Below are 13,630 nucleotides of genomic sequence, written 5' to 3'. Positions count from 1 at the left end.
TTCACTAATTTCCTCGTGTTTGTTGGGTTTCACCTACTTCTGTCAGGCAACCAGGCAGACATCTCTTCGAGATCATGCTAGAGCAGATATCTCTTCGAGATCGACTTAAGATGACGTGAATTCGATGAAATCCTTCGCTGCCGTTACAAATCCGGGCAGCCCCCTAAATCCCCCACGAGTGAGGGACTTTGAACGAAGACTATGATCTAAAAGTCCCCCAGATTGGGGGGTTGGGGGGCAGAAGCGCTGAAGACCGAAGCGAAAAACTCCCATCGAATTCACGTTAAGATGATATAATTCCAGAGTAACGAGAGGGCATGTAGCTCAGTGGATAGAGCATCAGATTCCGGTTCTGAGGGTCGGGGGTTCGAATCCCTCCATGCTCGTTATTGTCTTTAGATTGATTAACGGAATCCTGATAAAGGTTGTTCGTTTCGTTGTTTAGCGCTTCTGCTCCCCACGCTGCCAATTCTGGGGGACTTCTGGACGAGATTTGCGATTCAAAATTCCTCAGTGGTGGGCGATCGAGAAGACACCCGACGCTATCACCCAAAGCAAATTATCTTATCGAATTCATGCTGGTTGGCGGCGATCAAGGACAATCTCAGCCGCTTAGATACAAACCATCGATAGACTTGCTACTCTAAATCTTGGTTCTCCAGAGTAGGCATGGTATCAATGAATTCTCAAGACTCCATGATCGTGTCTAATCGTCCGCTTTGGCGGTTGGCGTGGCAGCGACTTAGACAGCGCCCTTTGCAGTATGTCCTCTGCGTTTTGGGAATTGCTTTGGGTGTGGCGATGATGGTCTCGATCGACCTGGCCAACGGCTCCGCTCAACGCGCCTTTTCACTTTCGACGGATGCGATTACGGGACGGGCAACTCATCGGATTGTCGCGATCGCCCCCACTGGCATCGACGAATCGGTTTATGCTCAGGTGAAGCGATCGGTGAGTTTGCCGTCTGCGCCTGTGGTCGAGGGATATGTGCGGACAAGTGAATTGGGCGATCAGCCGATGCGGTTGGTGGGCGTTGATTTGTTTGCAGAGTCTCCTTTTCGGGCTTATTTTAGCGATATTGGCAGCAGTGGAAATGGCTTTACGCAGTTTTTGATGCAGCCTAATACGATCGTGCTTTCCAAAGAGACGGCCATGCAGTATGGGGTGGCTTTGGGCGATACGCTGCATTTGGATGTAGCAGGACAGGCGCGATCGGCTCAAGTGATTGGGTTATTAGAAACCAATGATTCGCTGAATCGGCGGGCACTGAGTAACTTTTTGTTTGCCGACATTGCCACCGCACAAGAAATTTTGGGAGAGGTGGGACGATTGGATCAGATTGATTTGATCGTCGATCGACCTGAAGATTTAGATAAAATCACGGCTCAGTTGCCCCGTGATCTCAAGCTAGAAACGGCTGAGGCGCAGAAAAATGCAGTTCAGCAGATGACGGCCGCGTTTGAATTAAATCTAACGGCCCTGAGTCTGTTAGCGTTGGTCGTCGGGATGTTTTTGATTTACAACACCGTGACCTTTAGTGTGATCCAACGTCGTCCCATTTTTGGAATCTTGCGATGTATTGGCGTAACTCAAGGACAGTTATTCACGTTAATTTTGGGTGAGGCAGCGATCTTTAGTACGATCGGTTCCCTGTTAGGTGTAGCGTTGGGGATTGTGTTAGGTCGCAGTATCGTCGGCTTGATCACTCAGACAATCAACGATTTCTATTTTGTGGTCACCGTTCAACAAGTGACGCTGGCGCAAAGTACGATCGTCAAAGGGTTAGCGATCGGGATTGTCTCTTCACTGATTGCCTCTGCGGTGCCTGCGATCGAAGCGATGAATACGCCGCCCAGTTTGACCCTTCAGCGATCGACCCTCGAAGGAAGAGTGCAAAAACTATTACCGACATTGGTATTTGCCTGGTTTACGGCGACTGTGTTGGGGGTTGCGTTATTAAAATGGCAATCGGCCGGATTAGTCGCAGCGTTCGCAGGACTGTTTGCCGTTCTATTAGGGGCAGCGTTGCTAACTCCGCCGCTGGTAACGTTGGCGATGCAGAGTTTTTCACCTGTGGGCCAGCAGTTTTTGGGCGTAATTGGACGGTTAGCCCCGCGTGATATTTTGCGGTCACTCAGCCGAACCTCGGTGGCGATCGCGGCTCTCATGGTCTCCGTCTCTGTCATTGTCGGCGTGTCGATTATGGTGGGTTCCTTTCGCGGAACCGTAGTGCAGTGGTTGGATCAAACCTTGCAGGCAGATATCTATGTATCGCCGCCATCGACCACGGCCAATCGCGTCTTGGGCAAGCTTGATCCCCTGGTGGCTGCTGCCCTCAAAACTCATCCTGGAATCAAGAAAGCCGTCAGCTACAACGATGCCGATGTTGAGGTAGTTGATTTTCATCGTCAGGTCAAGCTGATTTCTGCCGATGGCGATGTCTCTCAGGGCAAACGTCCTTACGCCTGGATTCGCCAAGATTTGGGCAAAGATCCTTGGGATGCGCTGGATGCAGGTCAAGGAGTGATCATTTCAGAAGCGCTGATTTTGCGAGAAAACTTAGCCGAGCCTCCTCAATCGATCACGCTGCAAACTCCGGAGGGCGATCGCTCCTTTCCGGTTCTAGCGGTGTTTTATGATTACTCGTCCGATCGCGGCACGATCATTCTCGACAACGATTTATATGAAGCGATCTGGCACGACTCCAGCATCGCGTCTCTGGGGTTATTCGTCGCGCCCAATACCTCGGTGGATGCGATCGTCGAGTCGATTCGTACCCGATTTAAGGGACAACAAAGCTTATTGGTGCAGTCCAATCGCAGTTTGCGGCAAGGTTCATTAGAAATCTTCGATCGTACCTTTGCCATTACGGATGCTTTGAGATTGTTGGCGGTGGTCGTTGCCTTTATTGGCGTTCTCAGCACGTTGATGAGCCTGCAACTTGAACGCACTCGTGAACTAGGAATTCTCCGCGCGACGGGGATGGCTCCGCGCCAACTGGGTGCCTTGATGCTGCTAGAAACGGGGTTGATGGGGACGATGGCGGGTGTGTTTGCGATGCCGTTGGGATATGCGTTGGCGTGGATTCTCATCTATGTGATCAATGTGCGATCGTTTGGGTGGACGCTGCAAATGGCGCTAGAAGGACGGTATTTTTGGCAAGCGTTGTTAGTCGCGATCGTGGCTGCATTGTTAGCTGGAATCTACCCAGCGTTTCGTCTCGGTCGCATGAATATTTCTGCTGCGATTCGTCAGGAATGAGGTTGATGTTCTCTATTCTGATTACTTTGGTGTGAATTCAATGCAGTTTTTTGCTTCGTTGTTGAAGTCTTCTGCCCTCCGACTCCACAATTCTGGCTGACTTTAAGAGAAGAGTTCTGGTTTAAAGTCTCTCACTTGTAGGGAGTTTGGGGGCAACCCAAATCTGAAACCGAACCGAAAAGATTCATCGAATTTACATCACTTTGCTGCTCTCAATTCAATCATTTGGAACCTTGGTTTTTATGCTCCAGCGATTCAAACTTTTGTGTTTATCGATCTGCGTCTGCTTTACTTTTCTGTTTCCATTTCCGGCTGAGGCGACTCAACTGACCTGGCTAGAAGATGCTCCCGTTGACACGTCCAAATTTCTGAAAGCAACGGCTCCTCAAGACTGGCACTTTCCTCAAGACTTTGGCCCCCACGAAGACTACCAGACCGAATGGTGGTATTACACAGGCAACTTAGAAACTGAGGAAGGCCGATCGTTTGGCTACCAACTCACCTTTTTTCGGCAAGCGATCGCACCCCAATCCTCCGACTCCCAATCCTCCGACTCTCAATCCTCCCCATCTCACTGGCGCGGCAATCAAATTTATTCAGCCCATTTCACCGTCAGCGATGTGGCTCAACAGGCTTTTTACCCTTACGATCGCTTCAGTCGCGGCCGGGTCGATCTCGCAGGGGCCGCTGTCGCACCCTATCACGTCTGGTTAGAAAATTGGTCAGCGACAGAGATTGCACCCGGAAAAGTTCGGCTTCAAGCTCAAACTCCAGATGTAACTTTAGATTTAACGGTTGAACAAACCCGTCCACCTGTCTTGCAGGGCGATCGCGGCTTGAGCGTCAAAGGACTCGAACCCGGAAACGCTTCTTACTACTATTCTCTGGTGCAGCAGCCGACTGAGGGAACGATCGCCATCAAAGGACAGCCCTTTACCGTCAAAGGCATCACCTGGAAAGATCACGAATATTCCACCAGTTCGCTAGCAGCAGGTACAGTGGGCTGGGATTGGTTCTCAATGCAGTTTGATAACGGAACGGCTCTAATGCTTTACCTGCTGCGTCACGAAGACGGTACCCTGGAACCCACGTCGGCGGGCACCTTCATCGCGGCTGACAGCACAACCACTCCCCTAACCGCCCAAGACTATCAAGTCAACGTCCTAAACACCTGGAAAAGCCCCAACAGCAAAGCAGTCTACCCCGCCAAATGGGCGATCGCCATCCCCAAACTCAACTTGACCCTACAAGCACAGCCGCTCATGCCCAACCAAGAACTCAAAACCCAAACCGCAACCTACTGGGAAGGAGCCGTTGCCTTTAAAGGACTGCAAAACGATCGCCCCCTCACCGGAAAAGGCTATGTAGAACTAACAGGCTACGCCGATCGCTTAGACTCGCTGCTTTCCGTTCGAGAATAAATCAACGTCAGTTCGATGAGAGTTTTTTCGCTTCGTTGTTCACGGCTTCTGCCCCCCAAGCCGCCAATTTTGGGAAACTTTAAGAAAAGAACTCTGGTTCAAAGTCCCTCACTCGTGGGGGATTTAGGGGGCTGCCTGGATCTATAACCGCAGCGAAAGAGTTCATCGAATTGACGTTAAATCAGTTAGATTTTGAAGCTACAGCGTCACCGTCTTACACTTGAACTAGAGCTAATCGAAGCCTGAATGTGCTGCCTTGTTCTAAAACACTGTGAACCTGCAACTCGCTATCATGCGCGTGAGCGATCGCGCTGGCAATTGCTAACCCTAACCCAGCGCCTCCAGTTTGACGAGAGCGATCGCAGCTAACTCGATAAAAGCGATCGAAGATGCGAGACTGATCCTCCGGCGCAATTCCAATCCCCGTATCTTGAATTTGAATGACCGCTTGAGTAGAATCGCTATCCAGAGACACGGCGACTGTTCCACCCATAGGAGTGTACTGGATGGCATTGGTGAGTAAGTTTGCGACAAGTTGAAAAAGTTGTTCTTCGTTACCCAATACATAAATCGAATGTCGAACTCGAACCTCAAGTGTGAGTAGAATGTTAGCCGCCATCGCCATTGCACTAAATTCGTCTACTACATCAGTCAGCAAGCTATTTAGACAACACGGTTGATGTTTTACAGGCAGAACTTGGAGATCCATTCGAGAGAGCAACAACAAATCTTGAACGAGGTGAGCAAGGCGATTGTTTTGACGCTCGATCGTCTGTAGTGTGTTGCGAGCTTCGGTTTCTGATAGTTCTTCGAGTTCTAAAACCGATTCAATGGTTGCGCTTGTTGCCGCTAATGGCGTCCGTAACTCATGAGCCGCATCCGCTGTAAACTGCTGAATTTGTTGATAAGACTGATAGACAGGTCGCATTGCCAATCCCGCTAACCACCAGCTTGCCGCAATCACTACGAGCATTGTGAGCGGCAGTCCAAGCCAGAAAATAACTTGCAGGGTTGCTAAATAGCGATCGAACTCTTGCAGCGATCGACCCACCTGCATATAGCCCCAGGGACGATTCTGATCGTTTTTTAGCAGCAAAGCGATCTGATGATAGCGTTTGCCTTCAGGATTCTCTAACGTTTGCCAAAGCATTTGTTGTTGGGTGACTGGCAGCCCCTGGGGTTGTTGTCCAACCGTTGCGATCAGCCGTCCAGATTGAGTTAAGAAACGCACATAGGAACCTTCTTGCTGTACGGCTCCTAAAATATGCCGATGTTGAGTGGACGATCGTTCAGAATCAGAACAAGTTGATGGCGTTAAACACAATCCTGGCAAGAGTTGAGCCGCGCGATCGTCAATGACTCCAGGCTGTTTGAGCATTGGCTCTAGACCATCGTGAAGGGTTCCCGCTACAGATTCTAGTTCTTGATGCAGAGCGTACCACTGGGCTTCGGTCAACAACTGATAAGCAGCCACTCCAAACAGCGCGAGAATCAAACTCATGACTCCGGTGTACCAGCCCGCTAATCGCCAGCGTGTTCGATTAAACAGTTTGCTTTGGTTCATCATCTTGGGTGTCTACCTCGTGACGTTGAGGCGATAGCCCAATCCGTAAACAGTTTCCAAGAGTCCTTCACAGCCATACTCGGCGAGCTTGCGGCGGAGAAGGCGAATTTGCGCGGGGACAACGTTGCTAGTGGGATCAGATTGCAGATCCCAAACTTGATTCATCAATTGGTCACGGGTGAGAATCTGGTTGGGATGCTGCATAAAATATTCTAAAAGCTGAAATTCTTTAGCGGTCAGGGGAATTGCTTGGGGTTGTGCTTGAAGGCTTTGAGTGGAAACAGTGGCAGTACTGTAATCCAACATGAGATCACCGACTTGGAGTTGGGATGGCTGAAGTTGGGGCGATCGTCGCTGTAGTGCCCTCAGTCGTGCCCGCAATTCTGCCATGCCAAAAGGTTTGACGAGATAATCATCGGCTCCGGCATCCAATCCCATCACTTTATCTTCCATGCGGTCTTTTGCCGTTAGCATCAGGACGGGTAGTGAATTGTGCTGCGAGCGCAGTCGTTGACAAAGTTCGATACCAGACAGCCCTGGAAGTAACCAATCGACGATCGCCAGCGTATAGTGAACCTGCTGATCATTGAGGTAGTCCCAAGCTTTTGCACCATCCTGAACCCAATCTACAATGTATTTTTCTCGGCTCAAAACCCGCTGAATTGCAGCCCCCAAATCCGGTTCATCTTCGACGAGCAGTATCCGCATGAAAGTTTTCTCGATCAACCCAGAATTCTGACTACTTCTAGGATAGAGGTATCGTCCCCTCACCTAATCAATAAGTTTGAATCAACCCAACTCACTGAGATTGTCTACAGTCAAACTAACACTTCTTCCAATGCTTGTAACGGCTTCTCAGACAAACCTCTAACCTCAGATCGATCGCTCTGGTAAGCTATGACCACTGAGTCCGCCGTCCAATGTCGTTTGATAATCTCTGCAAACTGCTTTCCGAAAAACATCCCGCCCGCTTTGCCAGTTGGGTACTTGGCACCTCTCAAGTCGCGGTTGAAGTGCTCAAAACCGAACTTAGCATCGAACCAATTCGCGCTGATTCCGTCACCTTTTTGCAGCTACAAGGGCAACTTCTCCATCTCGAATTTCAAACCAAGCTCGAATCGAATCCACCACTTCCGCTGCGGATGCTGGACTACTGGGTACGGCTGCATCGTCTCCATCGACTGCCGATTACTCAAGTTGTGGTTTTGCTTCTTCCTCCTGCTGATCTAACGACGATCGAGACTGCTTTCGTTTCCGCAACCACCCGTCATGACTATCGTGTGATCCGGTTGTGGGAAGAAGATCCCGAACGGCTGCTCAATGACCCGGCTTTGCTTCCTCTCGCTGCGCTTGCCGCTACATCACAGCCCCAAAATCTACTCCTTCAAGTTGTACAGCAGGTCAATCAGCTAGAGCCGACGCAACGGCAAGAGATTTCTACGTACACCCAGATTCTCGCTGGGTTAAAATTTGAGAAGAGTTTGATTCGTCAATTGTTTCGGGAGGACATCATGCGCGAGTCAGTCATTTATCAGGACATTTTGGAAGAAGGACGGCAGGAAGGACGGCAGGAAGGACGACAGGAAGGACGACAGGAAGGACGACAGGAAGGACGACAGGAAGGGGAACGATCGCTGGTCTTCTTATTACTAGAACAACGAGTCGGACAACTCTCTCAAGTAGAGCGCGATCGCATTTCTGCTCTCAGTCTCGGACAACTCGAAGCCTTAGCATTGGCATTGCTGGACTTTTCAGCGATCGCAGATTTGACGACTTGGCTAGATTTAGAACAGGCGTTGTAGCTTATTTCACTCGATCGTGGTTTGTCGTCGGAGTCTACTTGGTAAAGCTAAAGCGACCATTCACTTTTTCGCCAGCGATGTCTGTCAAAATGGCAACTTTGTATTCTCCAGCGATCGTTCCAGGCAGTAGGGCTTTATAGTGTTTGCCTTGTGCATCGTACTTCATGGCTAAAGACTTCTGAGTTCCATCGGGCAATTGCACTTGAGCCGTGACTTTTGCATTTGGAACAGCTTCGTGATTGTCGCCTTTCTGCAAGTAGAAATCCAGATGAGTGCCCTCAGCTTCTTTTTCTGGAACAAACTCTAAATGATAATTACCTGATTCAACGACCTGTCCACCTTGGTTGGCTCCAGAATGCTTTTTGGGCGATGCGGACTTGGATTCATTGACAGGTGATGAAGCGATCGGACTCGCGGGACTGCTCCCCGGATTTGCGGTTTGATTGCCAGTGCTGCAAGCGCTTAAAAAAAGAAGTCCGAAGCTTGCAAAAACGATCGAGAAAGACTTGAAAGATTTCATGAGTTAGCTCCTGAATTAACGTGAATTCGATAAGAGGTTTTCCGCTTCGTTGTTCACAGCTTCTGCCCCCCAACCCCCCAATTTTGGGGGACTTTAAGAGAGGAATTCTGGTTCAAAGTCCCTCACTCGTGGGGGATTTAGGGGGCGTTCCTGGATCTAAAAGCGAAGCGAAGCGTTCATCGAACTGACGTTGAATTAAACATGGATATTGGTAAACAGTTCGATCCGAGATAGCTCCTTCAATACTAGAATCTAACTTGGTCAAGCCTTGTAGCCTACAGCCTTTTCAGAACCAACCTCTTGATTCTCTTCTCTAGAAAGAGAAGTCTGCTTGGGCATTAGGACTTTGCCAAAACGGGCATATAACGCTGGAATTACCAATAAAGTTAAAGCAGTCGAGGTAAATAACCCACCCAGTACCACGATCGACAACGGCTGAAGAATCTCTTTGCCCGCACCTCCTACAAACACCAACGGCGCTAATCCCAATGCAGACGTAAAGGCAGTCATCAAAATTGCATTTAGTCGCTCCATCGACCCCTCAATCAACAGGTCTTTGAGCGGCATCCCTTCAGCAAACTTTGCATTGTAGTTATCAACTAACAAAAGCCCATTACGAGTGGCAACGCCAAATAGGGTGACGAAGCCAACGAGAGACGCGATCGACAAAATTCCTCCCGTCAATGCAACCGCAATCACTCCTCCAACCAGCGCCAATGGTAAGTTGATCATAATGGCAGCCGTAGAAGGAATTGATTTGACAGATAAATACATGATTACGGTGATCACGACGAATGCGATCGCGCTAAAAATCAAAAGATTCTGAGTGGCTCGCTCTGCCGCCTCAAATTGTCCAGCGTATTGGATGTAATAACCGGGTGGAATTTGAATCTGTTGCTTTACTCTTGCCTGAATATCGTTCACTACAGCGCGTAACGCTCTTCCTTCTGCATTCGCCGCAATCACGATCAAGCGAGAGACATTTTCACGATTAATTGTGTTTGGCCCTGTTCCCTCGCGAATGGTTGCGACTTGCGCTAAAGGAATTTTGTTGCCATTCGGCGTATCTACTAGAAGATTACCGATCGTCTCTAAGCTCTGTCTAGCCTCTGGTGTTAGCCACACGACGAGATCAAAGGTTTGCTGTTGTTCTAAGACTTGAGAAACCACTCGTCCGTTTAGAGCCGTTTCAATCGTTTCTGAAAGTTGCCCCACCGTTAACCCGTAGCGAGCCGCCGCCGATCGATTAAACTCAATCTGAACTTGCTCAACAGGAACTTGAGGTTCAAGCTGCAAATCGATCACGCCTTCAACCGATTGCATCACCTGGTTTACTTGCTGTCCGAGCGATCGCAGTTGTTCTAAGTCAGAACCAAATATTTTGACCGCGATCGCGCTTCTGACACCCGACAGCACTTCATCCATCCGATGGGAAATAAAGCCTCCTACATTGGGCGCGGCTCCCGGCACCTTACCGAATTCTGCACGCACCCGTTCAACCGTTGCTCTACGGTTTTTCATACCTTCCTCACTCAACTCCACGTCAAGATGAGTTAAGTTAACACCTGCCGCATCCGCATCACCCGCTGCCCGTCCAGACCGCACCTGAATCGATTGAATGCTGGGATCGTCTTTGAGCTTGTGTTCTAGTACAGACGCTGCGCTGTTGGTGGCTTCTAGAGAGGAACCTGGGTAAAGCAAAAGCGTGTTGACCAGCGATCGCTCTTGAAACTCTGGGAGAAAGACTCGACCAAACGACGGCACTGCGATCGCAGCAATCACCAGACTTGCCGCAGCACCCCCTAAAATCAGAGTCGATCGACGCATCGAAAGTCTGAGCAACGGATAGTAAAGCCGCTTAAAAAAACGGGCGACCCAGGGTTCGCGTTCAGGAAGGCGACCATGAGGCAGCAGAATGGCACAGAGGGCAGGCGTTACCGTCAAGGCAATCACGCTAGAAGCCAGCACTGCTGCTAAATACCCCACTCCCATCGGCGTAAAAATGCTGCCTTCCACGCCCGTTAGCGCAAAAATCGGCGCAAAGACCACCACCGTAATGATCGTGGCTCCAAACACTGAATCTCGCACTTCTTGGCAGCCTTCAAACACCACCTCTAAAACCGGACGCGGATTCGGCGAATAGTTATTCTCTCGTAAGCAGCGGTAAACATTTTCGGCATCTACGATCGCATCATCCACCGCAGACCCGATCGCCACCGCCAACCCGCCCAAGGTCATGGTGTTGAGTCCCTGTCCCAGCCAATTGAGCGCCAGCACGCCAACTAGTAATGAAAGTGGCAGAGCAGTTAGACACACCGCCAGATTGCGCCAATTCATCAGAAACGGAATCAGAATAATGGCGACGATGATACTGCCTTCGACTAACGCACTGCGAACGTTCTCGATCGAGGCCTCGATATAGGTTTCCTGGCGAGAGGTCGGGGTGATTTCAATATCTTTAGGTAAGCCTGCCTTAACCTCCTGCATGGCGGCTTCGACCGCACGAGTGACGGTTGGCGTATCTGCTTGAGGTTGTTTGTTGATAATGATCGCAACCGCTTTTTGAGTATTGAGGCTGGCATCCCCGCGTTTGACTGCCGCTCCTAATTTGACTTCTGCAACTTCGGTAATTCTGATTGGCGTGCCGTTTCGGGTTGCGATCGCGGATTCTTTGAGGGCTTCAATGTCTTCGATGCGTCCAATTCCTCGAATTAGCTTTTCTCGATCGGGAGTCACCAAATAACCACCGGGAGCATTCACATTGGCAGCGGCAACGGCTTCCGATACATCCTGTAAAGAGACGTTGAAGGCTTTCAGTTTGTCTGGCGCAACCAAGACTTGATATTGCCGCACATCGCCACCAAACGCGATCACTTGCGTCACGCCTGGGACGGCTAACAAACGGTTCGTGACTTGCCAATCAACAATGCGGCGCACCTCCATTAAGTCCGTAGTTTTGGAGGTGAAAGAATAGCTGAGAATCGTCCCGATCGGGGAGCTAATCGGCGCAATCTGTGGGGGTTCGACACCTTCTGGCAATCGATTTTGAGCAGACTGCAATCGCTCGGTGACAAGCTGCCTCGCTTGATAGATGTTGGCTCCCCAGTCAAAGACCACTCTCACAACCGAAATACTTGCCGCACTCGAAGAGCGAACCACACTGACCCCCGGAGTTCCATTCAGCGCACTCTCGATCGGCAATGTCACCAGCGATTCGACTTCTTCTGGCGCAAGTCCTGGCGCTTCAACTTGAATTTCAACCTGGGGCGGGGCAAACGCTGGAAACACATCCAGCGGCATCTTAATAATCGTGAGAAAAATCCAGACCGTGAGAATGAGGGCACCTAAGACAACGAGCCAACGCCGCGCGATCGACCACTTAATTATCGAACTGAGCATAATTTACTTAACGAGGGCGAGTAGAGTCTGGTTGTTCTTCGATGGCTCCAGTGGAATGCTGACTGGTTGGCGAATGAGCGCGGTCAAAATGTATTTCAGCGTCATAAAAGCGGGAGTCTTTGCCTAGACCCGGAGCAACTCGACTACGGCGACCTGCCCAGTAGGTTCCTGCCCAAAATATTCCGCCTGCGATCGCACTTCCCAAGGGCAGCATGACCCACCAGGGTAGCGAGAGTCCAGCTTGAGTGGGATCTGTCGGATGATCTGTTCCAGTCGTGCCACTGCGTAGCGATTGGGCATAAAGTTGACTGGCTCTCTGAGTGACGATTCGATCGCCATCAAAGACACCATTTTTGATCTCAACGAACTCACCAGAACGCTGACCTAGAGTAACTTCAGTGGGTTGAAAGGCAGTGCCGTTTTGCACAAAAACGACGGTCTTCTTGTCGTTGGTTTGTACGATCGCGGAAGCCGGAACAGCTAACACTGCAACGGGTGTTTGATCGGTCAATACTTCTAACTCAGAGAACATTCCTGGTTTGAGTGCGCCATCTGAGTTCTCGATTTCAGCTTTTACAGGAACAATGCGGCTCTCTCCCTCAACAGTTGCGCCGATCGTGCTGATACGCCCCGTAAACGACCGATTTGGCAAGCCATTCACCTTAACCTGGAGTCGTTGCCCAACTTGAATTTTGCTCAGATCTTTCTCGTAGATGTTGGCAGCAATTTGCACACTATTGCCATTCATGATCGTCATGATTTTCTTGCCCGCATCTTGCCCCGATTCTCCGATCGTCGTTTTGCGATCGACAACGATGCCTGAAATCGGAGCCATTACCGTAATCGTGCCGTCCTCGTTAGCAGTCGCCCCTAATTGTCGCAGGCGAGTTTGGTAGGTTTGTCCACTCAGTTGCACTTTGGACTGTGCCATTTCTACCGCAGACTGAGCGCGTTGTAGTTGTGCCTCCGCTTCAGAAACGGATAAACGGCTTTGAGCTTTGGCAAATGCAGCTTTCGCCTCAGCGAGTTTGGTCTGAGATTCGAGCGCAGTGCGGCGAGGGAGTGCCCCAGTTTTGGTGAGTTCGAGATCTCGATCGTACCGTTCTTGCGAGAAGCCTAATTCGGTTTGGGCCTGTCGAATCTCTGCTTCTGCAATTTTTTGCTGTTGGGCATAGGTTTTCTGAGCTAATCGCAGATCGGCTTCTGCTTGTTGAACGGCTGAGGTGGCTTCAGTGCCTCGATCGAGTGCCGTAGTCCGAAGCTCTGCCAACTCTGGACTCGTCATCAAGGCGATCGGTTGACCAAGGTTGACGCGATCGCCAGGTTTCGCAAACAGTCGAAGCACGGTTCCTGTGACTGGAGTCGTCACTTCGACTTGTTGATTGGGCAGCGTTTCGATTTGCCCGGTCGCTTTCACCCCAAATGCCAGTTGCTGACGGCTCACAGGCTCCACCTTCAATCCCATCCGGTTTGCCGTTTCTGCATCCACCTGAATCGCACCCGCAGATTGCGCTGGCTGGCTGCCGCCTTGAAACTCATCGCCATGTCCGCCGTGAGCCAACAATTTATGAACAGGAGCCGCCAACAGCAGCAAGCCGAGAAGCGTTCCAGAAACAGAGCGGACAGTTTTGAGGCGATGAGCGTGCTGAGATAGATGAGCCAT

General features: G+C 50.3%; 8 protein-coding genes and 1 tRNA gene. 4 read left to right on the top strand and 5 right to left on the bottom strand.

Features of this window, described 5'->3' with window-relative positions; all coding sequences use genetic code 11:
* Positions 1-313 precede the first annotated feature (313 nt).
* From ACKFKH_RS09860 to ACKFKH_RS09850, 3 genes are all read left to right on the top strand, one after another.
* Positions 314-386 (top strand) — tRNA-Arg (locus ACKFKH_RS09860).
* A 292-nt stretch (positions 387-678) separates the two neighbouring features.
* Complete coding sequence (locus tag ACKFKH_RS09855; protein WP_446858102.1) at positions 679-3,261, top strand: ABC transporter permease; 2,583 nt, start codon at positions 679-681, stop codon at positions 3,259-3,261.
* A gap of 242 nt (positions 3,262-3,503) precedes the next feature.
* Complete coding sequence (locus ACKFKH_RS09850; protein ID WP_446858101.1) at positions 3,504-4,682, top strand: lipocalin-like domain-containing protein; 1,179 nt, start codon at positions 3,504-3,506, stop codon at positions 4,680-4,682.
* A 214-nt stretch (positions 4,683-4,896) separates the two neighbouring features.
* Here ACKFKH_RS09850 and rppB read toward each other — a convergent pair whose 3' ends face one another.
* Complete coding sequence (rppB, locus tag ACKFKH_RS09845; protein ID WP_446858100.1) at positions 4,897-6,246, bottom strand: two-component system sensor histidine kinase RppB; 1,350 nt, start codon at positions 6,244-6,246, stop codon at positions 4,897-4,899.
* Between the two features lie 12 nt (positions 6,247-6,258).
* Positions 6,259-6,954, bottom strand: coding sequence for a two-component system response regulator RppA (gene rppA / locus ACKFKH_RS09840; RefSeq protein WP_446858099.1), 696 nt, complete (start codon positions 6,952-6,954; stop codon positions 6,259-6,261).
* Between the two features lie 212 nt (positions 6,955-7,166).
* Here rppA and ACKFKH_RS09835 point away from each other — a divergent pair, with 212 nt between their 5' ends.
* Positions 7,167-8,048, top strand: coding sequence for an Rpn family recombination-promoting nuclease/putative transposase (locus ACKFKH_RS09835; RefSeq protein ID WP_446858098.1), 882 nt, complete (start codon positions 7,167-7,169; stop codon positions 8,046-8,048).
* A 34-nt stretch (positions 8,049-8,082) separates the two neighbouring features.
* On the opposite strand, the gene ACKFKH_RS09830 is transcribed toward ACKFKH_RS09835, so the two are convergent.
* The 3 genes from ACKFKH_RS09830 to ACKFKH_RS09820 all read right to left on the bottom strand — a co-directional run bounded on the left by ACKFKH_RS09830 (position 8,083) and on the right by ACKFKH_RS09820 (position 13,630).
* Entirely contained in the window at positions 8,083-8,568 is a 486-nt protein-coding gene (locus ACKFKH_RS09830) for a hypothetical protein (protein ID WP_446858097.1), read from the bottom strand.
* Positions 8,569-8,829: 261 nt separating this feature from the next.
* Positions 8,830-11,967, bottom strand: coding sequence for an efflux RND transporter permease subunit (locus ACKFKH_RS09825; protein ID WP_446858096.1), 3,138 nt, complete (start codon positions 11,965-11,967; stop codon positions 8,830-8,832).
* Between the two features lie 7 nt (positions 11,968-11,974).
* Positions 11,975-13,630 carry an efflux RND transporter periplasmic adaptor subunit gene (locus ACKFKH_RS09820; protein ID WP_446858095.1) on the bottom strand — a complete coding sequence of 552 codons (1,656 nt, stop codon included), beginning with the start codon at positions 13,628-13,630 and terminating at the stop codon, positions 11,975-11,977.

The organism is Phormidesmis sp. 146-20 (assembly GCF_052939475.1).
This window is presented reverse-complemented; position numbering and strand designations above follow the sequence as displayed.

Excerpts from the sequence above, each read along its gene's own strand:
- ACKFKH_RS09855 (WP_446858102.1), top strand. The coding sequence starts at position 679 with ATGAATTCTCAAGACTCCATGATCGTGTCTAATCGTCCGCTTTGGCGG.
- ACKFKH_RS09850 (WP_446858101.1), top strand. The coding sequence starts at position 3,504 with ATGCTCCAGCGATTCAAACTTTTGTGTTTATCGATCTGCGTCTGCTTT.
- rppB (WP_446858100.1), bottom strand. The coding sequence starts at position 6,246 with ATGAACCAAAGCAAACTGTTTAATCGAACACGCTGGCGATTAGCGGGC.
- rppA (WP_446858099.1), bottom strand. The coding sequence starts at position 6,954 with ATGCGGATACTGCTCGTCGAAGATGAACCGGATTTGGGGGCTGCAATT.
- ACKFKH_RS09835 (WP_446858098.1), top strand. The coding sequence starts at position 7,167 with ATGTCGTTTGATAATCTCTGCAAACTGCTTTCCGAAAAACATCCCGCC.
- ACKFKH_RS09830 (WP_446858097.1), bottom strand. The coding sequence starts at position 8,568 with ATGAAATCTTTCAAGTCTTTCTCGATCGTTTTTGCAAGCTTCGGACTT.
- ACKFKH_RS09825 (WP_446858096.1), bottom strand. The coding sequence starts at position 11,967 with ATGCTCAGTTCGATAATTAAGTGGTCGATCGCGCGGCGTTGGCTCGTT.
- ACKFKH_RS09820 (WP_446858095.1), bottom strand. The coding sequence starts at position 13,630 with ATGGCTCATCTATCTCAGCACGCTCATCGCCTCAAAACTGTCCGCTCT.